The following is a 21329-nucleotide window of genomic DNA, read 5'->3' on the forward strand; positions in this document are numbered from 1 at the left end:
GGAAATAAACATGTCTACTAAACCACAAAAATCATATACAAGAAAACCATCCAAACGGGAACGCCGAATGAAAATTATCGTTTATTTAATGATTCTTGCTATGATATTATCTACGGTTACTATAGGACTAGCTTCTATATTATAAAATGTGGAAAAGACTGGAAGCGTCAGTCATGATTGTCCAGTCTTTTTTACCCGTTTAGGAAATGATAAATCTGATTTTTTAAACCGCTTCTTAATTAATAAATAATCCTCAATTTCATGTAGTAAGCGAAATAGATTAGCCCGTGTCGTAAATTCTTCCTGTGTCTCAGGTAATTCTTCATTTAAAAACTCCTCGCGCAATCGTTCCAATTCATTAAGATAAACAATCGCTGTGTTTCCAGGATGAACAGCTTCAGAGAGTTTCTCAAAGAAGTCTGCGATTTGTTCTGAGACGGTATCTTGATTCGGTAATTTTGTTACTAATGGGAGCATTTTTTCAAGAAGTATAAATTGTTTATGTCGCATGGTAAAATATTCATAATACGTATGCTCAGAACGAAGCATATGATTTTCTCGGTCTAATTCTGCTAAATCAAGCGTTTCTTCGAGTAATTCTTTCGCACTAACAAGTTCTTTTCCGTCCCAATCCATGTTTTTATTCCGGATATAAAGAGCAATTTCAAATAAAATAACTTGAAAATAATGTTCGAGTTCTTTTTGTTTAGCTTTTAAAGATCGATCCAAACTTGGCATATATAAATTTACTAATAAACCGACACCAATTCCTACAAAAATAAGCATGAATTGATTAAATAAAAATGGATAATCAATATGTTGAGCACTATACAGGTTGATAATGATGACTGAGCTCGTCGTTATTCCTTGGGTTACGTTTAACATCACGGTCGTCGGGATAAAAAATGCCAACATAATCCCTAAAATAATCGTATTATAGCCGAATAACTCAAAGAAAAAAAACGAAAATAAGCTCGCTATAATAGATGCTAAGAATCGGTCCCATGCACTAACAACAGATTGTTTCCGCGATGGCTGAATACAAAGCATCGTCAGTATGCCGGCGGTCACATGGTTTTCTAGCCCAAGAAATTGTGCTATAGATATGGCAATCGGTGTGCCTACAGCTGTTTTTATTGTACGATAGCCAATTTTCACAATCATATCTCCTTTAATGATGAAGTAGCCTTTTATTCAATAGATGAAAACAAGGCATACCTTATAGGGCAGCCTTGTTTTTCATTTATTATATGAGATTAAACTTCTTCACAATGAGCATCAAAAACAGCTTGGAGCTTTGTCATGACTTCTACTGGACTGAAACCTTCAATATCATGACGCTCAATCATTGCAAGAATCTCTCCGTCCTTTAAAAAGGCAAATGATGGTGATGATGGCGGATAGCCAACGAAATATTCACGGGCTTTTTCTGTTGCCTCTTTATCTTGGCCTGCAAAAACAGTCACAAGATGATCTGGGCGCTTATCATAATGAATCGCATTGGCAGCAGCAGGACGAGCAATACCACCAGCACAACCACAGACAGAGTTAATCATCACAAGGGTTGTCCCTTTACGATTTAATGCCTCATCAACTTCTTCTGGTGTCGTCAGTTCCTCATAGCCTGCTTCTTTTATATCTTCACGAGCTGCGTTAACGACATCGTTCATAAACATATTGAAATCCATATTGTAACCCACCTTTATCTAAACTAGTAACAACATTAGCTTACCAAGTTTAGAATGAGAATTCAATTTTTAACAATTAATATATTGAAATCGTATCTTTGTTCATATTTTCTAAAATCTCTTTAATGCGGGCTAAGAATTGACCACATATTAAACCATCTAATATGCGATGATCGAGCGATAAACAAAGATTAACCATATGACGAACCGCAATCATTCCATTTATTACGACAGGACGTTCGACAATCGATTCAACTTGTAAGATAGCTGCTTGTGGGTGATTAATGACTCCCATTGATTGCACACTACCGAATGATCCAGTGTTATTAACCGTAAATGTTCCACCTTGCATATCATCCATCGTTAATTTTCCTGTACGTGCCTTCATTGCTAATTCGTAAATCGATTTAGCAATCCCTTTAATACTCTTATCATCTGCATGTTTAATAACAGGAACGAAGAGTTCATTATCTTTAGCAACTGCAATTGAAAGATTGATATCTTTCTTTTGAATAATCTTATCTCCTGCCCACATACTATTTATTTGCGGAAATTCTTTTAATGCTTGAGCAACAGCTTTAACAAAGAAAGCAAAATATGTGAGATTAAAACCTTCTTTTTCCTTAAAACTTTCTTTTACTTCATTACGATAATTGACTAAATCTGTCACATCAACTTCAACAGTCATCCAAGCATGTGGAATCTCTGTTTTCGACCGAACCATATTATCTGCAATTACTTTTCGAACACCTGTAACAGGTATTTCGATATCACCTGTTTGAGCATCTGGTAAGACAGCTGGGGCTGGCTTTTCTACAGCTGCTGGTGTAACTTTTTCTGGTGTAGCTTGTTTTGCAGGTTCTACTGCTTGCGGCATTTCCCCGCTGGCAATTATTTCTTCAATATCTTTACGTGTAATACGACCGCCACGTCCTGTACCTTCAACTTGGAGTAAATCAATATCATGCTCTTGCGCTAATCTTAGTACAGCTGGCGAATACCGTTTTTTCATAGATTGATCTATCTGTGACTGAACCTCGGCTACAGACTCTTCCTTAGAATCATCTGATTTTGTATCAGCGACCGTTTCTTCTGAATGAGCCACTTCAATCGTACAGATCAACTCGCCAACTTCAAGCGTATCACCTTCATTAGCAATCAATTCTTTAATCGTACCTGTAAATGATGAAGGTACCTCAGCATTAACCTTATCTGTCATCACTTCAGCAATTGGGTCATATTTATTTACATGGTCGCCCACTTGAACAAGCCATGTATTGATCGTTCCTTCTGTTACACTTTCTCCTAATTTAGGCATCGTAATTTCCTTGATTGGCATTAAAAAACCTCCTTTAAAAATTTATATCAATTAATATTCAGCTAAATCTCGAATAGCGGCTTCTATTTTATCTTCATCAATGACGAAGAAACGCTCCATTGGTTGGGCATATGGCATAGCTGGGACATCTGGCCCTGCTAAACGTTTAATCGGTGCGTCTAGATCAAATAGACAGTTTTCAGCAATAATGGCTGATACTTCACTAATAATACTTCCTTCAAGATTGTCTTCTGTGACTAAGAGGACTTTACCTGTTTTCGTTGCTGCTTCAATAATTGCTTCTTTGTCTAATGGATAAACTGTCCGTAAATCAAGTATATGTGTATCAATACCTTCTGCTTGTAATTTTTCTGCCGCTTGTAAGGCGAGATGAACACAGAGTCCATACGTGATGACAGTTACATCTGAACCTTCGCGCTTGACATCAGCTTTACCAATCGGTAAAACATAATCTTCATCAGGAACTTCTCCTTTTAACAAACGGTACGCACGTTTATGTTCGAAAAATAAGACGGGGTCATTATCGCGAATCGCTGCTTTAAGTAAACCTTTTACATCATACGGTGTTGATGGCATCACAATTTTTAAACCAGGCTGGTTAGCAAAAACTGCCTCAACCGATTGAGAATGATAAAGGCCTCCGTGAATACCACCACCATATGGTGCACGAATCGTTATCGGACATGACCAATCATTATTAGAACGGTAACGAATGCGTGCAGCTTCAGAAATAATTTGGTTAACAGCCGGCATAATGAAATCCGCAAACTGCATCTCAGCAACGGGACGTTTACCATACATGGCAGCACCAATTCCGACTCCTGCAATCGCTGATTCCGAAAGCGGCGTATCTAGTACACGATACTCTCCGAATTCCTGATATAAACCTTCAGTCGCTTTAAACACGCCGCCTTTTTTTCCGACATCTTCCCCAAGGATAAATACATTTTCATCACGCATCATTTCTTCTTTTAAAGCAGTGGTCACTGCTTGAATATAAGTCATTACAGTCATCAGTCATACCCTCCCTATTCTTCATAAACATACTTTAATGCTTCTTCTGGTTCAGCAAATGGTGCTTCTTCAGCATAATCCGTTGCTTTATTAACCTCATCCATAATTTCAGTGTCAATATTTTTAAGTTCTGCTTCTGTTAGAACATCTGCTTCTTTTAAATAGTTAGCAAATGTGACAATCGGATCATTTTGTTTAGCCTTTTCAAGTTCTTCTATATCACGATATTGGCGATCATCATCATCACTAGAATGCGCTGTAAAACGGGTTGTCATGGCTTCAATTAATGTTGGTCCATCCCCTTTTGCTGCCCGTTCTCTCGCTTCCTTAACTACTTTATAAACGTCTAAAGGATCATGGCCATCAACTGAAACCCCCGGCATTCCATAGCCAATTCCACGGTCAGCAATACTTTCACAAGCCACTTGTTTATCTAATGGCACGGAAATGGCATATCCATTATTCTCAACCATCGTAATAACTGGTAATTTATGAACGCCCGCAAAGTTTAATCCTTCATGAAAATCCCCTTGATTCGTTGATCCTTCACCCAATGTGACAAAGGAAACAAAGTCTTTGTCTTCCATTTTTGCCGCTAGGCCAACTCCGACTGCATGTGGTATTTGTGTGGCAACTGGTGAAGAACCTGTTAAAATCCGATTTTCTTTCTGACCAAAATGACTTGGCATCTGTCTCCCACCGGAATTCGGATCCTCTGCTTTAGCAAAAGCAGCTAACATTAAATCTTTAGCTGTCATACCAAAGGCTAAAACAACACCGAGGTCACGATAATAAGGAGCCACATAATCTTGTTCACGATCTAAAGCAAAAGCAGCACCAACTTGAGCAGCCTCTTGTCCTTGACATGAAATAACAAAAGGTATTTTACCGGCGCGGTTTAATAACCACATTCTCTCATCAACTTTTCTAGCTAATAACATCGTTTTATACATTTTAATGACATCATCATTTGATAGTCCTAATGATTCATGACGGTTTTTTGACATGAATATTCCCTCCTTTAAAATTGAGACCACCCTTAAAACTAACCGTGAATTTGTAATCCTTCAACAGCTAGTGCAGCTTCCCCCATAATCTCTGATAATGATGGGTGTGGATGGATCGTTTTTGAAATTTCCCAAGCTGTTGCATCAAGTACTTTTGCTAGACCAGCTTCTGAAATCATATCTGTCACATGTGGACCGACCATATGGATTCCGAGTATATCTTCCGTCTTTTCGTCCGTTATGATTTTAACAAAACCGTTCGCATCCCCGAAAACAAGTGCTTTTCCGATTGCTTGAAATGGAAATTTCCCAACTTTTACTGAAAACCCTTGCTTTTTAGCCTCTTCTTCTGTTAAACCGACACGAGCAACTTCCGGATGTGAATAAACACATGCTGGGACATGCTCAATATTTATTGGATAACTCTCTTCCCCAGCCATATGTTCAACAGCAACAATGCCTTCATGGGAAGCGACATGAGCTAATTGCATGCCACCTATTACATCACCAATGGCATAAATATGTGACTCTTTCGTTTGATACCAATCGTTTGTCTGAATAAATCCATTTTCAACGACGATTTGTGTATTATCAAGACCGATATTTTCAGTATTGGCCTTTCTGCCAACAGAAACGAGAATTTTTTCTGCTTCTAATGAGATTGTTTTAGCAGATTTTTCTGCCTCTATGATAACGCCTTGATCTTTCTTTAATGTATCTGGTAAGACCTTTGTATTTGTATGAATCTTAACACCTTTCTTCTTTAACTGGCGTGACACTTCTCGAGCAATGTCACGATCTTCTGTTGGTAAAATTTGCTCAAGATATTCAACGACTGTTACGTCAACACCAAAGTCAGCTAACATCGAAGCCCATTCAATGCCAATGACACCACCACCAACAATAATTATTGACTTAGGCAGTTCATCCATCTCTAATGCTTCATCAGATGTTAGAACAAACTCCCCATCAACTTCTAAATGAGGTAAGGTATTTGGTCTTGAACCAGTTGCGATGAGAACATGCTTCGGGATTAACATCGTATTCTCTGAACCATCCGCATATTCAACAGAAATCGTTCCAGGCATTGGTGAAAAGATACTCGGTCCAAGAATACGACCAATCCCATTGTAAACGTCAATCTTACCTTTTTTCATTAATCCTTGTACACCTGTATGGAGGCGTTCAATAATTTTACTTTTTCTTTCCTGAACTTTTAAGAAATTTAACCTTATATCAGATGTTTCAATTCCGAAGTCATCAGCCTGTTTTGACTGGCGATAAACTTCTGCACTTCTTAACAGTGCTTTTGATGGGATACATCCGCGATGAAGACATGTTCCACCTAAATGATCTTTTTCGACAACAGCCACTTTCATCCCTAGCTGTGATGCACGAATAGCTGCAACATAGCCACCGGTTCCACCACCGAGAATGACTAAATCATACTCTTTTGACATAGACTAACACCCCTGTTCATAAAAATCTAATTATCTTCTACTTAAAATATGATGCTCATTTAATAGAAATTGACTACGTGATTGTTTCTTCATCGCAATGCGTTCTTCTGCCATACGATCCGCTGCAATATATGATGGGATTTGATCACGTTTTGATATTTCAAAAACACGTCCTAACGTATCATAAATTGTTTCAACCTTTTTCAATGCACGTTGTTGGTTATAGCCTTGCAATTCATCTGCTACGTTAATCACGCCGCCTGAATTAATCACATAATCAGGGGCATAAACAATACCCATTTCATGAAGCATATCACCGTGTCGAGCTTCTTTTAATTGGTTATTAGCTGATCCCGCGATAACTTTTGCCTTTAAACGGTTTAATGTATCATCGTTTATCGTCGCCCCTAAGGCACACGGGGCATAAACATCACAGTCCACATCGTAAATATCATCTGGATCAACGGCTTCTGCACTAAAAGATTCAACTGCTCTTTGAACGGCTTGTTTATTGATATCTGTTACAATTAATTTCGCACCTTCTTTATGGAGGTGTTCACATAGATTATAAGCAACATTTCCTACACCTTGGACAGCGACAGTTTTTCCTTCTAATGAATCATCACCAAATGCTTCTTTAACAGCTGCTTTCATACCTTTATACACACCAAAAGCTGTTACAGGTGAAGGGTTACCTGAAGATTTTGCTCCTGATGTCCCTGTAACAAAATCTGTTTCTGTATAAATCAAATCCATATCTTCCTCGGTCGTTCCTACGTCTTCTGCAGTTATATATCGACCATTTAGCCCTTGAATATAGCGCCCAAATGCGCGGAACATGTCTGGGTTCTTATCTGTTTTGGGATCTCCGATAATAACCGTTTTTCCTCCACCTAAATCCAATCCAGCAGCAGCGTTCTTATACGTCATCCCTCTTGCTAAGCGAAGTGCATCTTCAATAGCCTCATCCTCTGTTTTGTATGTCCACATACGTGTCCCACCTAAAGCAGGTCCTAACGTTGTATCGTGAATAGCTATAATCGCTTTTAATCCCGATTGTTTATCCTGACAAAAAACAAGTTGTTCGTAATCATATTTTTCCATATAGGTAAAAATTCCCATAATAATCTCTCCTTTATAAAATTGGTAATGTAAGCGCTTTATTATACTTTTAAAAAAATACCACGTCACTTCTTATCGTTGTTTTTCTTCATCGAGTTGATATTTTTCAATTTTATAGTATAAGCTACGAATCGAAATACCCAACGCTTTTGCTGTCTTTGTCTTATTATAATGATTGACACGGTATGCATGCATAACATATTCTTTTTCAAATTGTTCCATTGCTTCTTCTAGTGTTTGTGTTGAGTCTGTATGTGACTCAACCTTTTGATAGGATATCGGATATGTCCAAAAGCTCGGTAAATGATGTTTTTGAATCATTTCTTCGTTTGGCTTCATATAGATCATCGCACGACCAATGACATTCTCTAGTTCACGAACATTTCCTGGCCAATCGTATTCCATTAATTTCTTTAATGCTTCTTCTGAAATCGATTGAACATGACGGCCATAATCTTGATTAAGCCTTTTAATGACATGCTCAACTAAATACGGGATATCAGTCATGCGTTCTTTTAATGGTGGAATATAGATTGGCAAACGATTTAACTGAAAATATAATTGTTCGCTAAAACGGTGCATACGAATAGCTTTTTCTAAATTCTTATGGGTTGCCGCAATCATTCGCACATCCACTTTAATTGATTCTGTTCCACCTATTCTAACGATTGTCTGTTCTTGAATGACATTTAGAAGTCTTGCTTGTAAATGGAGTGAAAGTTCACTGATTTCATATAGAAAGAGACTCCCACCATCTGCTTCCTCAATTAATCCTTTTTTGCCACCCGGCTTTGCATCCGGAATTGCACCATCTACATAACCAAACAGTTCAATTTCTAACACCTTTTCCGATAAAGCAGCACAACTAACACGAATAAATGGTTGGTCTCGGCGCTGGCTCTCATTATGAATCGCATGAGCAAATAATTCTTTGCCCGTTCCTGAAGGTCCTCTTAATAGTACAGGTGCAAGTGCTTTAGCTCCGACTTTCGCTTGTTCTAAAGCTAACAACACTTCCTCAGAGTGGCCAATGATATCAGAAAATTGATATGTTGCTTCGAGATTACGTATCCGTTCTTTTGCTTTTTTTAGTTCATCTGTAAGTGTTACAATTTCTGATACGTCATGAATAACACCGACACTGCCACGAAGCTTTTGATCTACGATGACAGGCGCAACATTAACTAATACTTCTTTCTTATTTGGACCTACCCGTAAACGAACACCACGAACGGGTTGCTTCGTCTTTAGAACACGCATATGCACGCTGTCGCCTTCCATGATATCAATTGTTGCTGGTTTGCCAATGACGTCTTTTTCTTCTAGGCCTGTGATCCGTGTATAGGCGGGGTTAACGTAAAGCCCTTTTCCTTCATGGTCTACAACACTTATCGCATCATCAAATGAATAAAGAATAGCTTCTAGCATGGTTTTGACTTGCTTTAATTCTTCATGCTGTGTCATTAATTCAGTTTGCTTTATTTGACCTTCAATTTCTTTCCTAAGAATAAAGTCATACATAAGCTGTGATAAAGCGTAAGGAATAACAGTCGTGTTTTCCTGTAGCATAAACGGCTGTTGAAGCCCGCTGTCCTCAATCGTCATGAAAACAAAGTCAAATTTACTTTCTCCACTTACACAATCTTTCCAGTGATTACAAAATGGTATGTTATTTTCTCGAGCAAATTTAATTCCCAGTGCAGTTCGATCATAATCAAAAACTAATATGTTGTTTATGTAAGTTAATGAATGGAGTAACTTTAGAAATGCTGTTCCCATTTGCCCTGCACCAATAATGAGAATTCTTTTCATATCAACCTCCTCCTGCAAGATTGTGCACGCTTTTATCATACTTCAATCTGCAATTTTTTTCAAATGAATTTTTAGCTTTTTTCAAATCATATCTGCTATAATAAGTATGGACAAACTAATAAAGGGGCATCAAAGTGGGTAGAATCATTGCATTTTTATTACTATTAATTCCCGGCGTGTTATCAGTTATTGGCATTAAACTCATGCGTGACACATTATTTGATGATTTTCATCCAATCTTTTTACATACAAGCATCCAGTTTATTGTTGGATTAATCTTACTTATCGGAGGTTTTTTATTTATCGGGGGTTTTATTGTGTACCGAGATCGCAAGAGAAACCTCATTACAAAAAAGAAAAAATAGTCGTTTGAAACTTAAAAAAACCTTGCTTACCGCAAGGTTTTTTTATGAAAATATGATATGATTGAAAATAAAATCATTGACCTGGGGAGATTTACGATGAAAGTAGTAAAATTCGGCGGAAGCTCTGTTGCAGATGCAAACCAAATTATTAAAGTCGGAAATATCATAAAACAAGATGACCAACGTAAATTTATCGTTGTTTCTGCACCGGGAAAAAGCGATAAATTTACAGAGAAAATGACAGATCAATTAATTAAATTTTTTCACTCGGAAAGTAAGCGAGATAAAGATCTCTATTTACAATCCATTCTTGATCGTTACAATAGAATTACGAATGAACTAAAGGTTGATATGACGATTGTATCTGAAATTGAAGCGACCATTTACGCTATTTTACAAAGTGATAAAGATGAAGCATTGAAATTAGATGAAATAAAAGCAATAGGTGAAGATAGTTCAGCGAAGATTATTAGCCTATATTTACAGAAAATTGGCTTAGAAGCTACATATTTAAATCCAAAAGATGCTGGTATTATTGTTAGTCATGAGCCTGGTAACGCCCAACTTTTACCCGAGAGTTATGATAACATTTACCAACTACGTCATCAAACTGGACGATTTGTTATTCCAGGATTCTTTGGATATACAAAAACAAATGAATTGGTTACTTTTTCCCGAGGTGGTTCAGATATCACGGGGTCAATTGTAGCTGCTGGGGTTAAGGCATCACTTTATGAAAACTTCACAGATGTTGATTCAGTATATACAGTAAATCCAAATATCGTTAAAAACCCGAAAAAAATCGATGTTTTAACATATAAAGAAATGCGTGAATTATCATATGCTGGCTTTTCAGTTTTTCATGATGAAGCATTGATGCCAGCTTTCAAAGCTAACATCCCTGTAGCTATTAAAAACACCAATAATCCTGAAAGCAAAGGAACACATATCGTTCAAAAGCGGAAGCATCAAAAAGATTGTGTTGTTGGAATTGCAAGTGATACAGGCTTTAGCAGCCTATATGTTCGTAAATATTTAATGAATAGGGAAATCGGCTTTGGCCGTAAATTGTTTGCTATCTTAGAAGAAGAAGGTGTTTCTTTTGAACATGCCCCTTCCGGTATTGACGATATGTCAGTGATTATTAGAGATACACAGTTGACATCAGAGAAGGAAGAAAATATTATTAATCGGATTAATAAGGAATTACATCCTGATACTGTTCAATTAGAACACGGATTAGCAATGATTATGGTTGTTGGTGAAGGGATGATGAATACGCTAGGAATCGCGCATAAAGCAACAACAGCGCTTAAACGAGCCGAGGTTAATATTCGAATGATTAACCAAGGATCATCCGAGGTGTCCATGATGTTTGGTATTCTTAAATCTGATATTGAAAAAGCAATCGTCTCACTTTATGATATGTTTTTTCAATAAAAATAATTAAGCGAAGTTCTCAATTGAGGACTTCGCTTTTTTTATGGATTAAACAACTTGATTTTCTAAGCGTAAACGATCAGCTACCATTGCGATAAACTCTGAATTAGTCGGTTTTGTTTTAGATGCACTTACTGTATAACCGAATATCTTTGAAATCGCTTCGATATTCCCTCTATTCCACGCTACTTCAATTGCATGACGAATCGCACGCTCAACACGTGAAGATGTCGTATTATATTCCATCGCAATTTTCGGATAAAGAACTTTTGTAATCGAACCGAGAAGTTCAATATCATTGTATACCATTGAAATGGCTTTTCTTAAATACATATATCCCTTTATATGAGCCGGCACACCGATTTCATGAATGACTGATGTAATATTTGCTTCTAAGTTTTTCACTTTATGTTGTTTTTTGTTTCCACTCGATAAAGTCATTGAAGATGTAAATACACTAGGCATACCTTTTGTTTGCCGAATTTGGTCAGCTAAATGATCCAGGTCAAACGGTTTTAAAATAAAGTAAGATGCACCTAGCTCTACTGCTTTTTTCATAACTTCTTCTTGTCCAAAAGCTGTCAGCATAATGACATTTGGCACTGCTGCTGATTGTGCTTTTAATTCTTGTAAAACGGCAAGCCCATCTAAATGAGGCATGATCAAATCAAGTACTAACACATCCGGTTGTATATCGTTCAATAAATCTAAACATTCTTTACCATTATTTGCAACACCAATGACATCAATATCCTCTTGTTTCGTAAAGTAATCCTTTAACATGCGAATCAATTCTTTATTATCATCAACTAAACATACCGTAATTTTACTCACTTCCCCTATCCCCTTTCAAGACAGATTCAATCACCTATATTTGTATTCGACATGAAATAGAATAATCCTTCTTTTTTCTAAAGTTTTTGATGATTATAATGATTTAGTTATAAACAAAAAGACTTGTGGTACTTTTGACCACAAGTCTTTTCCGTTAACTTGCTTGAGCATTTTCCTGTCTTAAATTGATTCCGGTTTCCTGTAACATCCACTCAATATGGACTCCATATCCTGATGTCGGATCATTGACAAACACATGAGTAACTGCCCCGATAATTTTGTTGTTTTGTATAATCGGACTACCACTCATCCCCTGTACGATACCACCTGTTTTCTTTAATAATTTGGGATCCGTTACTTTAATAACCATTCCTTTTGTAGCTGGGCGTTTTTGTGGTATGGCACTGATTACTTCTACAGAGAATTCTTCAACTTTTTCCCCATCTACAACAGTTAATATTGTTGCTGGACCAGGTTTCACTTCATCCGGTAATGCAACTGATAAGGGTTCATCATAATGGCCATTTGACATGTTTTTATTTAACTTTCCAAAAATACCAAATGGACTATTTTTATTAATCGAGCCGATTTTATTCTCTTTTATTGAAAAATGAGCTTGTTTTTCTCCCGGTGTACCACTATTGCCCTTTTCAATGGCCGTCACTGAGGAGCGTACAATAGTGCCATGATGGATATCGATTGGCTTTTTAGTGTCCATATCTGAAATAATATGACCTAGAGCTCCGTAATTTTTTGTTACCGGATCGACAAATGTCATTGTTCCAATCCCTGCTGCAGAATCACGGATATAAAGACCAATACGATATTCCTTTTCTTTTTTATCTTTAATAGGGTGTAATGTTGTATCTAATAGCTCATTTCCTCGTTTTACAGTGACAGATAATGCCTTTTCTTTTTTCCCTGCTTCATCAACTAATGGTTTAATATCACTCATATTTTTAATTTCTTGGTTGTTTATTTTTAAAATGACGTCCCCTGTTTGAATATCAGCATCTTCCCCAGGTGATTTAGTTCCCGCTTCAGTAGTAACAAGATGATGACCAACAACGAGAACACCGCGTGTTTGGAGCTGAACGCCAATTGATTGCCCGCCCGGGATAACCTTTTTATTTTCTAATACGGATAGATTGACCTTTTTAATTGGCAAACCATTGACATGATAAATAATTTCATCGTTTCCAACAACATGTTTATCTATTTCGTATTTGGAATTTGTTTGGGCAATTTGTTGTTCTTTTGCAGTAACTTTTATGGTATTTCCGAGCTTTGGAAATACTAATGAAGTATTTTCCTTCAATATCATGATTTCATTAGGAATAGATAAATACTTTTTAACAGGGGTCATAAAAGGAATGGTGAATAAGCAAACTAAGATCAAACAACCAAATATAAAGCGAACATTTTTTTTCAATGTCTCACTCTCCTTCCTTTCAACCCACACCAATTTTTATATCTGTACTTATAACTTGACCTTTTCACCTGCTTTTTAAACGCGTTAAAGATAAGTAATACTGTGTAAGATTTCCTTTTTATATATAAAAAAGAGTTAGCTGCTGTGCTAACTCTTCAGACAAATTATTTTTTCCTCTTTTCGGCTAATTCAAGTAATTCAGTTGCATGTTGAATAGCTGTTTCGGTAAGTTGTGATCCTGTTAACATTCGACTTAGTTCATCAACTTTTTCTATTTTATTTAACTCCGTAACAGCTGTCACGGTTCGACCTTGTTTCTCCATTTTTTGAATAAATAAATGTGTGTCTGCCATTGCAGCAACTTGTGGTAAATGAGTAATACAAAGGACTTGCGAATCATTGGAAATATGATGAATTTTATCCGCCATTGCTTGGGCAACACGACCACTTACACCTGTATCAACTTCATCAAAGATCACACTCGTCGTTTGCTCTTGTTTAGCAAAAATTCCTTTTAAAGCAAGCATAATCCTGGATAACTCACCACCCGAAGCAATTTTATTTAATTCTTTTAATGGTTCCCCAGGGTTGGTTGAAATATAAAAATGGACTTGGTCAAAACCGTTTTCATGAAGAGATGTTCGTTTATCTATTGTGAATTTATCATGACTTTCAAATGTTACTTGAAACTTAGCGTGCTCGAGAAATAACTCTTTAAAAGCTTGGTGAATGTCATCTGTTAAGGATTCAGCAGCCTGAACACGAAGTTCATGAAGCTGTTTTGCTTCTAAATATGCATCTTTCTCTAATTCAGTAATTTGATATGCCAACTGTTGTAAATGAGAATCTTTATGGGTAATTTGCTCAATTTCCTCGGCAACTTTTCCCATATAATCTAAAATTTCTATAACGCTCGGTCCATATTTCTTCTTTAGGCGATCTATCTCATTTAATCGTGCTTCTATAACATTTAACTGTTCTGGGTTAAATGAAAGCTCATCTAAGTATTGGCGTAAGTCATATGTCATTTCTTCTATATTGTAGTAAGTATTTGTTAGCGCTTCAGCCTTCTCCTTAATAAACGCATCATAATCACTTGCACCTTGTAATGATTGTTGTGCAATATGAAACCAATCCAAACCTTTATTTTCACCGTATAACGCATTGTAAGCTTCAGAAATAGCCTGATGTATCCGTTCAAAGTTAGCCAATTGTTCGCGTTCTTTTTCTAATAATATGTCTTCATCAGGCTGCAATTCAGCTTGTTCGATTTCATTGTATTGGAATTCAAGTAAATCTAGTCGATGCGCCATTTTTTGTTCATTTTCGCTTAATTCACGGTAACGTTTTTTAAGTTTGACCAATTTATGATAAAGGAGCAAATATTCTTCCTTTGCTTTTTGGATTTGTTCGAAGTTATAATGATCTAATAATTCAATATGATAGCTGGAATCCATTAAAGACTGTGTTTCATGTTGTGTATGTATGTCGACTAAGTGCGAGCCTATTTCCCTTAAGATTGCTAATGTAACAAGCTTACCGTTTACCCGGCAAATACTTCTTCCCCTATTTGTAATCGTACGTTCAAGTACTAATTCACCTTCTGACAATGTTATCCCGTATTGTTCAGCAAGCGAAAAAACAGGATGTTGCTGATCATCAATAATAAACAAGCCTTCTAAATCGGCTTTTTTACTCTTATGTCTGACAAACTCTACAGAACCTCTTCCGCCAATTAATAATTGAATCGCATCAATAATAATCGATTTCCCCGCACCTGTTTCACCAGTTAATACCGTTAATCCTTCTTGGAATTGGATAGATATTTCATCAATGATTGTAAAATTACGGATGGACAACTCAGTGAGCATTCTCCTGACACCTCAATTATGTAAACAGTCAAAGCTATATTAGAGCATTTCTAGAAAACGCGTACGAACAAGTTCTGAATCTTCTTCATTACGGCAAATAATTAAACATGTGTCATCACCACAAATGGTTCCCATGATTTCATCCCATTCTAAGTTATCAATTAGAACGCCGATGGCATGTGCATTTCCTGGTAACGTCTTTAATACGATAAAATGATTAGCATAATCAATTTTAACAAAAACATCCATTAATAAGCGCTTTAACTTTGCCAAAGGATTAAATCGTTGATCACCCGGCAAGCTATACTTATACTCACCACTAGCAGATGGTACTTTGACAAGATGCATTTCTTTAATATCACGTGAAACGGTCGCTTGTGTAACATTAAAGCCGAGTTCTTTTAGACGTGTTACCAATTCATCTTGTGTTTCGATATCGTTTTCCATGATTAGTTCTCTAATTTTGATCTGTCGTTGCAATTTACTCATTTTCGTCCCACCTATTAATCATTCATAGACACTCATGTGCTTCATTAACAATCTGTGCCACATCATTTTTATCTAGCTCAATTAGACGATTCAAATTATCCTGCCAACCTAAATGTAGCAGAAACTCGATATTTCCACTCCCACCAGTAATTGGGGAATAGGTTAAACCATATAGTAAATACCCTTCACTTCTTGCAAATTCAGTGATTTTATTAAGTACACTAATATGAACATCCTTATCACGTACAATACCTTTTTTGCCTACTTGTTCTCGCCCAGCTTCAAATTGTGGTTTCACTAGTGCGATAATTTGACTTTGTTCGGCTAAGATCATACGTAATACAGGCAAGATAAGCTCTAATGATATAAAGGACACATCGATTGTTGCAAAGTTTGGCTTACCATGAGTAAATAAGTTACTTGTTACATAACGAAAATTCGTTCTTTCCATCACAATAACTCGCTCATCATTTCTTAGTTTCCAATCTAATTGATTATAGCCAACATCAATGGCATAACTTAACTTAACACCCCGTTGCAAGGCACAGTCTGTAAATCCACCTGTAGATGAGCCGATATCAACCATGATTTTGTTTTTTACATCAATATCAAAATAATCGAGTGCTTTTTCTAACTTTAATCCACCGCGCCCTACATAAGGTAATTCTTTTCCTTTAATATTTAATGGAAGGGTACTGTCGACTTTCATGCCTGGTTTATCTAAACGCATCTCGTTTGAAAAAACTTGTCCAGCCATGATCAGACGTTTTGCCTTTTCTCTCGTTTCGACTAAATTACGTTCTACTAATAATACATCTAACCTTTGTTTTGCCATTTGTTTATGTCCTTTTCATTAATGTTTATTAGAATATTTTTATTTTGAATTTCTTTTCAATAAATTCAATCACTTTTGCCGTTCGAAATATAATCTTAGTTGAAGAATGAATGGCATAATGTTTTCCGATTGCTTTTCCACCTACTGTTAAAGCTGCGACTAAGCTTGTCAGTATAACACTTAATGCAATATGCATACTCGAACCGTCTTGATGACCCAATAAATGGGAAATTTGAATGACGACAACGGCTGTAGCAGTACCGCTCACAATACCCGATATATCCCCAATGACATCGTTGCAAAAACTTGCAAATTTATCGGCATTACGTATAATCCGAATCGCTTCTTTGGCACCTGGTACCTTTTCAGATGCCATGGCATGGAAAGGCTTCTCATCTGCAGCAGTAGCAGCAATGCCAAGCATATCGAAAATAACTCCAATAAAAACAATGAATAAGACAACAAGTAGCCCGATAAGCCACATCACTTTACTTAAAATAGATGACGAAATAATTGAAAAAATAGCCGCTAACACAAATGTGATAACGGCAATTGTTAGGCTGAACTTGATTGATCTTTTTATATGTGCGTCCATTATATACCTCAAATTAAAAAGTTTAATTGTTATGTACGAAAGGAATGGTCATTTAAATGGTAAAAACTATGGCTTAGGTCCAGTAGGTTTTCCCAGATGAATACCCCATGTTGCCATTAGGGCGGTTCCCCTTTAATTTCATCTTAGCTCCGTCACCAGATGCTAGACTGGATTACCACTTAGTCCATACTATAATCCCACTTAAATGTCTTTTGGAACAGTCTAGGAGATTTCCTCAACAGTCTTTAGCTATTCCCTAGCCTCTTTTGCAGTGTTGATTTCATAGAGATTAATGATTAATCAGTGGCCGCTAATTAATCATTACCCTAACTCTAATCCCCTCAACGACCACTCAAGGCAGGCTACGCTGCATGTAAAGCTTCCCTTCACTCTTTATGCAGGTTCATACCCCATTCCATAAAAGCAACTTGGCTCAGTTACTTTCACAGAGATGGGCCTCCGCGGTAATTGGGTCAACGCCCACATGCCTTTGTGGATCGCCCAAAAACCTTAACTTCCAGCATTGACCCAAAGCTGGGCGCCTCAAGCCAACACAAGAAACTTCATCGATATGCCCTTTGGCGAATTTTTAGCCCCGCCTTCAGGAATAGAGGACTGACTAGAATACTGCACCATCCCTTTTTGTAACTATATTATACCATGTTTCTCAAGAAAAATCCACATTCATTCTTTATGAAAGTTCATTCGGTATTAATGATCACGTTGGTTAAAATAGTCAACGATTTCTTCTAAAAGCGCTGTGTTTGCTTCTGTCCTATTCAACAGTTCTTTTGCAGTAAGCGCATGTTTATTACGCAATGCTATCGCATTTTCTAATCCTAATAACTTGGGATAAGTGCTTTTATTTTGGTCTTCATCACTTCCTGCAGCTTTTCCTAATTTTTCATCTTCACCAATAACATCAAGAATATCATCTTGAATTTGAAATAATAAGCCTAAATGATAGGCAAATAATTCTAAATCCTTTATTTGCCCTTCTGTTGCTCCACCAAGAATTGCACCAGCCTTTACGGCAAATTTAATGAGTTCGCCAGTCTTTAAAACGTGAATTTTCTCTAACTGGTCGACATTAATGGTTTTATTTTCTGCATCGATATCAAGTATTTGACCAGCGACCATCCCTTTTGGTCCACTCGTTTCCGATAGCAAGCTAATAATCTTCACTTTCTCTTTGTCTGTTAGATGATTATCATTTGTAACTAAATAAAAGCTATGTGTTAAAAGAGCATCACCAGCTAATATTGCCGTTGCTTCATCAAAAGCTTTATGATTCGTTAACTTTCCACGGCGATAATCATCGTCATCCATAGCAGGTAAATCGTCATGAATTAAAGAATATGTATGAATTAGTTCTAATGCTGTAGCTGTGGAAAACACTTTTTCAAGCTCTGAATCAAACGCTTGATATGTTGCCAATAACAGTAATGGACGAATACGTTTTCCGCCAGCTTCTAACGAGTAAAGCATCGATTGTTTTAAACGTGAAGGGACATTAAGTCCATCGATATGGGTATTAAATTGTTCGTCCATAATCGTAAGTGTCTGCTTTATGAAATGCTGTAGTGTTCCCACGTTTAATCCTCCTGTACTTCAAAAGGGAGCGTTTCCCCTTGTTCATTCATGATCTGAACCATTTTTTCTTGAACATGTGTTAATTTATCTGTACAAATCTTTGATAATTTCATACCTTCTTGATAATATTCCAGGGCTTTTTCTATCTCGACATCGCCTTGTTCTAATTTTTTCACAATCGTTTCGAGTTGTTTCATAGCCATTTCGAAAGTCATATCTTTTTCCGATGTCATCTATCTTCTTCCTCCTTGCTTAAAACTTTACATTTTAATAAAGCATCCGATATACGTACGGATATTTGATCATTGGGTTCAACTTGCTCACTCTTTTTAATAATTTGATTGTCTTTTGTATATGTCACGGAAAAACCGCGTTTTAAAACGCCAAGAGGATTAAGTAACATCAATTTATCAATGATGATTCCAAGCGTTTCTTTCTTCTCTTTCATAGATATACTCATTGTTTTTTGAAAATGATCATTTATCCTTACATAGTCGTTTACTGCATGTTCTAATTGCCTTTCTGGAAAGCATCGCCTTAACCGATTTTGCAGCTGGATAAATGATTCTTCTGCTTGTTGGCTACTTTGTGCACTCAGTCTAGTTAACTGTTCAATTGTTTTATCAAGTTCCTGCTCCTTTTGTCTAATTAACTGCTCTGGATATCTGAAAGCATATGAATTTTTTAGACGATTGAGCACTGTTCGATACTGGGTTAATTGATGATTTAATAATTGATTTAACTGGTTTTTCAATGCAGTCGTTTTCTCTAATAATTGATGCCATGATGGGACAGCAAGTTCTGCTGCACCTGTAGGAGTCGGCGCCCTTAAGTCAGCAACAAAGTCCGATAGTGTTGTATCTGTTTCATGGCCAACCGCAGAAATAACCGGTATGTTCGAATGGAAGATTGCATTGACTACAACTTCTTCATTAAAGCTCCATAATTCCTCTATAGACCCGCCACCACGACCAACAATAAGAACATCGTACACACTTTGTTTATTCGCGATGTCAATGGCACGACTAATCGACTTGCTCGCAGTAGGTCCTTGGACGAGTGCTGGAATGAGCGTTATTTGAACAATAGGATAACGCCGTTTAATGGTCGTAATAATGTCACGGACCGCTGCACCTGTAGGAGATGTTATAACACCGATATGTTTCGGATATGTCGGTAAAGCCTTTTTATGTTCTTCATTAAAATAACCTTGTTTCTCTAATTTGTTTTTTAATTGTTCATATGCCAAGTATAACTGCCCAATTCCATCTGGTTCCATACTTTGGATATAAAGTTGATATTGACCAGCCGCCTCAAAGACACTTACTTCTCCTTTAATTAATACTTGCATCCCGTTTTCTGGCATAAACTTTAAGAACCGGTTGTTCCCTGCGAACATGACTGCTTGAATACGTGTTTGCTGATCTTTAATCGTCATATACATGTGACCACGATTATGATGCTTGAAGTTCGATATTTCTCCTTTAAGCCATACGGTTCGTAAATGTTTATCCATATCCAATTTTCGTTTAATATATCGTGTTAGCGCCGTCACCGTCAAATAGCGATCAATCAATATTTGCCAATCCTTTTGCCGCTTTTATCGTGTTTTCTAACAGCATAGTAATTGTCATTGGACCGACACCTCGTGGTACTGGTGTGATATAAGAAGCTTTATCACTTACTTCTTGAAAGTCAACATCGCCTGTCAATGACCCATCGTCAAGACGATTAATGCCAACATCAATCACAACGGCGCCTTTTTTTACGTAATCAGATGTAATCACATGAGGCTTCCCTATGGCCACGACTAATATATCAGCCTGTTTCGTCATTTCTTTCAAGTTTTCTGTTCTTGAGTGACAATATGTAACTGTTGCATGTTCATTTAATAATAGTTGTCCGACAGGTTTTCCTACAATATTACTTCTTCCAATAATAACAGCATGTTTTCCTGCAATTTCAATCTGCTTTGATTTAAGCATCGTTATAATACCATACGGTGTACATGGTAAAAATGTATCTTGATTTGTCATCATACGACCAATATTCACTGGATGAAAACCGTCGACATCCTTTTCTGGTCGAATCGCTTCAATGACATGTTGCTCCTCAATATGTTCTGGAAGGGGAAGTTGAACTAAAATACCATGTACCTGTTCATCTTCGTTTAATTTTTGAATCACTTCGAGTAACTCTTTTTCTGAAGTCGATTCTTCTAGATGGATAATTTCTGATGATATACCCACTTCTTGAGATGCCTTCTTTTTACCTGAAACATATGATTTTGATGCTGGATTATTTCCTACTAAAACAACAGACAAATGCGGGGTTAACCCTTTTTCTCGTAATTTAAGAACGTCTTGTTTCATCTCTTGTTTTAGTTCTTTCGATAGTTCTTTTCCATTGATTATTTCTGCTGTCATATTTGTC

Annotated in this window: 21 protein-coding genes; 3 read left to right on the forward strand and 18 right to left on the reverse strand. The window is 36.8% G+C overall.

Annotation, left to right across the window (positions count from 1 at the left end; translation table 11 throughout):
• Nucleotides 1-10: 10 nt before the first annotated feature.
• Nucleotides 11-145 (forward strand): stressosome-associated protein Prli42, encoded by a 135-nt coding sequence (gene prli42, locus VIG73_RS15040; protein WP_331643495.1) that lies wholly within the window; start codon nucleotides 11-13, stop codon nucleotides 143-145.
• A 26-nt stretch (nucleotides 146-171) separates the two neighbouring features.
• Here the strand turns inward: prli42 and VIG73_RS15045 are convergent, their stop codons facing one another.
• From VIG73_RS15045 to VIG73_RS15080, 8 genes are all read right to left on the reverse strand, one after another.
• Nucleotides 172-1158 carry an aromatic acid exporter family protein gene (locus VIG73_RS15045; RefSeq protein ID WP_414648425.1) on the reverse strand — a complete coding sequence of 329 codons (987 nt, stop codon included), beginning with the start codon at nucleotides 1156-1158 and terminating at the stop codon, nucleotides 172-174.
• Between the two features lie 98 nt (nucleotides 1159-1256).
• Nucleotides 1257-1688: a BrxA/BrxB family bacilliredoxin gene (locus VIG73_RS15050; RefSeq protein ID WP_331643499.1), complete on the reverse strand. Its 432-nt coding sequence runs from the start codon at nucleotides 1686-1688 to the stop codon at nucleotides 1257-1259.
• A 76-nt stretch (nucleotides 1689-1764) separates the two neighbouring features.
• Complete coding sequence (locus VIG73_RS15055; protein ID WP_331643503.1) at nucleotides 1765-3027, reverse strand: dihydrolipoamide acetyltransferase family protein; 1263 nt, start codon at nucleotides 3025-3027, stop codon at nucleotides 1765-1767.
• Between the two features lie 30 nt (nucleotides 3028-3057).
• Nucleotides 3058-4041, reverse strand: a complete 984-nt coding sequence (locus VIG73_RS15060; protein WP_331643505.1) for an alpha-ketoacid dehydrogenase subunit beta — start codon at nucleotides 4039-4041, stop codon at nucleotides 3058-3060.
• A 14-nt stretch (nucleotides 4042-4055) separates the two neighbouring features.
• On the reverse strand, nucleotides 4056-5048 hold the full coding sequence (locus VIG73_RS15065) for a thiamine pyrophosphate-dependent dehydrogenase E1 component subunit alpha (RefSeq protein ID WP_331643507.1): 993 nt from the start codon (nucleotides 5046-5048) through the stop codon (nucleotides 4056-4058).
• A 38-nt stretch (nucleotides 5049-5086) separates the two neighbouring features.
• Nucleotides 5087-6508: a dihydrolipoyl dehydrogenase gene (gene lpdA / locus VIG73_RS15070; protein WP_331643509.1), complete on the reverse strand. Its 1422-nt coding sequence runs from the start codon at nucleotides 6506-6508 to the stop codon at nucleotides 5087-5089.
• A gap of 30 nt (nucleotides 6509-6538) precedes the next feature.
• A complete protein-coding gene (gene bcd / locus VIG73_RS15075) occupies nucleotides 6539-7630 on the reverse strand; it encodes a branched-chain amino acid dehydrogenase (RefSeq protein ID WP_331643511.1) in 1092 nt (363 codons plus the stop codon).
• 72 nt (nucleotides 7631-7702) lie between these two features.
• Nucleotides 7703-9442, reverse strand: coding sequence for a sigma-54 interaction domain-containing protein (locus VIG73_RS15080; RefSeq protein ID WP_331643513.1), 1740 nt, complete (start codon nucleotides 9440-9442; stop codon nucleotides 7703-7705).
• A 134-nt stretch (nucleotides 9443-9576) separates the two neighbouring features.
• On the opposite strand from VIG73_RS15080, the gene VIG73_RS15085 reads away from it, so the two are divergent.
• Together VIG73_RS15085 and VIG73_RS15090 are read left to right on the forward strand one after the other, a co-directional pair.
• Nucleotides 9577-9807: a DUF2627 domain-containing protein gene (locus VIG73_RS15085; RefSeq protein ID WP_331643515.1), complete on the forward strand. Its 231-nt coding sequence runs from the start codon at nucleotides 9577-9579 to the stop codon at nucleotides 9805-9807.
• 96 nt (nucleotides 9808-9903) lie between these two features.
• Nucleotides 9904-11247, forward strand: coding sequence for an aspartate kinase (locus tag VIG73_RS15090; RefSeq protein ID WP_331643517.1), 1344 nt, complete (start codon nucleotides 9904-9906; stop codon nucleotides 11245-11247).
• A gap of 48 nt (nucleotides 11248-11295) precedes the next feature.
• Here VIG73_RS15090 and spo0A read toward each other — a convergent pair whose 3' ends face one another.
• The 10 genes from spo0A to folD form a co-directional block, all read right to left on the reverse strand.
• Nucleotides 11296-12081, reverse strand: coding sequence for a sporulation transcription factor Spo0A (spo0A, locus tag VIG73_RS15095; RefSeq protein WP_331643519.1), 786 nt, complete (start codon nucleotides 12079-12081; stop codon nucleotides 11296-11298).
• Between the two features lie 154 nt (nucleotides 12082-12235).
• Nucleotides 12236-13513, reverse strand: coding sequence for a SpoIVB peptidase (spoIVB, locus tag VIG73_RS15100; RefSeq protein WP_331643521.1), 1278 nt, complete (start codon nucleotides 13511-13513; stop codon nucleotides 12236-12238).
• A 164-nt stretch (nucleotides 13514-13677) separates the two neighbouring features.
• Nucleotides 13678-15384, reverse strand: a complete 1707-nt coding sequence (gene recN / locus VIG73_RS15105; protein WP_331643523.1) for a DNA repair protein RecN — start codon at nucleotides 15382-15384, stop codon at nucleotides 13678-13680.
• Nucleotides 15385-15423: 39 nt separating this feature from the next.
• Complete coding sequence (gene ahrC / locus VIG73_RS15110) at nucleotides 15424-15873, reverse strand: transcriptional regulator AhrC/ArgR (protein ID WP_331643525.1); 450 nt, start codon at nucleotides 15871-15873, stop codon at nucleotides 15424-15426.
• A 22-nt stretch (nucleotides 15874-15895) separates the two neighbouring features.
• Nucleotides 15896-16708 carry a TlyA family RNA methyltransferase gene (locus tag VIG73_RS15115; protein ID WP_331643527.1) on the reverse strand — a complete coding sequence of 271 codons (813 nt, stop codon included), beginning with the start codon at nucleotides 16706-16708 and terminating at the stop codon, nucleotides 15896-15898.
• A 28-nt stretch (nucleotides 16709-16736) separates the two neighbouring features.
• Nucleotides 16737-17303, reverse strand: coding sequence for a CNNM domain-containing protein (locus tag VIG73_RS15120; RefSeq protein WP_331643528.1), 567 nt, complete (start codon nucleotides 17301-17303; stop codon nucleotides 16737-16739).
• 711 nt (nucleotides 17304-18014) lie between these two features.
• The gene (locus VIG73_RS15125) at nucleotides 18015-18896 is read right to left on the reverse strand and encodes a farnesyl diphosphate synthase (RefSeq protein WP_331643530.1); all 882 of its coding nucleotides are present in this window, start codon (nucleotides 18894-18896) and stop codon (nucleotides 18015-18017) included.
• Between the two features lie 2 nt (nucleotides 18897-18898).
• A complete protein-coding gene (xseB, locus tag VIG73_RS15130; RefSeq protein WP_331643532.1) occupies nucleotides 18899-19129 on the reverse strand; it encodes an exodeoxyribonuclease VII small subunit in 231 nt (76 codons plus the stop codon).
• The gene (xseA, locus tag VIG73_RS15135) at nucleotides 19126-20472 is read right to left on the reverse strand and encodes an exodeoxyribonuclease VII large subunit (RefSeq protein ID WP_331643534.1); all 1347 of its coding nucleotides are present in this window, start codon (nucleotides 20470-20472) and stop codon (nucleotides 19126-19128) included. Before xseA ends, xseB begins: the two co-directional genes overlap by 4 nt.
• Nucleotides 20465-21322, reverse strand: a complete 858-nt coding sequence (gene folD / locus VIG73_RS15140; RefSeq protein WP_331643536.1) for a bifunctional methylenetetrahydrofolate dehydrogenase/methenyltetrahydrofolate cyclohydrolase FolD — start codon at nucleotides 21320-21322, stop codon at nucleotides 20465-20467. Before folD ends, xseA begins: the two co-directional genes overlap by 8 nt.
• Between the last annotated feature and the right edge of the window lie 7 nt (nucleotides 21323-21329).

The organism is Cerasibacillus sp. (genome assembly GCF_036516575.1).
GTDB lineage: Bacteria > Bacillota > Bacilli > Bacillales > Amphibacillaceae > Cerasibacillus.

What these genes read in the sequence shown, in the direction of transcription:
- prli42 (WP_331643495.1), top strand. Translation starts at nt 11, where the DNA reads ATGTCTACTAAACCACAAAAATCATATACAAGAAAACCATCCAAACGG.
- VIG73_RS15050 (WP_331643499.1), bottom strand. Translation starts at nt 1,688, where the DNA reads ATGGATTTCAATATGTTTATGAACGATGTCGTTAACGCAGCTCGTGAA.
- VIG73_RS15055 (WP_331643503.1), bottom strand. Translation starts at nt 3,027, where the DNA reads ATGCCAATCAAGGAAATTACGATGCCTAAATTAGGAGAAAGTGTAACA.
- VIG73_RS15060 (WP_331643505.1), bottom strand. Translation starts at nt 4,041, where the DNA reads ATGACTGTAATGACTTATATTCAAGCAGTGACCACTGCTTTAAAAGAA.
- VIG73_RS15065 (WP_331643507.1), bottom strand. Translation starts at nt 5,048, where the DNA reads ATGTCAAAAAACCGTCATGAATCATTAGGACTATCAAATGATGATGTC.
- lpdA (WP_331643509.1), bottom strand. Translation starts at nt 6,508, where the DNA reads ATGTCAAAAGAGTATGATTTAGTCATTCTCGGTGGTGGAACCGGTGGC.
- bcd (WP_331643511.1), bottom strand. Translation starts at nt 7,630, where the DNA reads ATGGGAATTTTTACCTATATGGAAAAATATGATTACGAACAACTTGTT.
- VIG73_RS15080 (WP_331643513.1), bottom strand. Translation starts at nt 9,442, where the DNA reads ATGAAAAGAATTCTCATTATTGGTGCAGGGCAAATGGGAACAGCATTT.
- VIG73_RS15090 (WP_331643517.1), top strand. Translation starts at nt 9,904, where the DNA reads ATGAAAGTAGTAAAATTCGGCGGAAGCTCTGTTGCAGATGCAAACCAA.
- recN (WP_331643523.1), bottom strand. Translation starts at nt 15,384, where the DNA reads ATGCTCACTGAGTTGTCCATCCGTAATTTTACAATCATTGATGAAATA.
- ahrC (WP_331643525.1), bottom strand. Translation starts at nt 15,873, where the DNA reads ATGAGTAAATTGCAACGACAGATCAAAATTAGAGAACTAATCATGGAA.
- VIG73_RS15115 (WP_331643527.1), bottom strand. Translation starts at nt 16,708, where the DNA reads ATGGCAAAACAAAGGTTAGATGTATTATTAGTAGAACGTAATTTAGTC.
- VIG73_RS15120 (WP_331643528.1), bottom strand. Translation starts at nt 17,303, where the DNA reads ATGGACGCACATATAAAAAGATCAATCAAGTTCAGCCTAACAATTGCC.
- xseB (WP_331643532.1), bottom strand. Translation starts at nt 19,129, where the DNA reads ATGACATCGGAAAAAGATATGACTTTCGAAATGGCTATGAAACAACTC.
- folD (WP_331643536.1), bottom strand. Translation starts at nt 21,322, where the DNA reads ATGACAGCAGAAATAATCAATGGAAAAGAACTATCGAAAGAACTAAAA.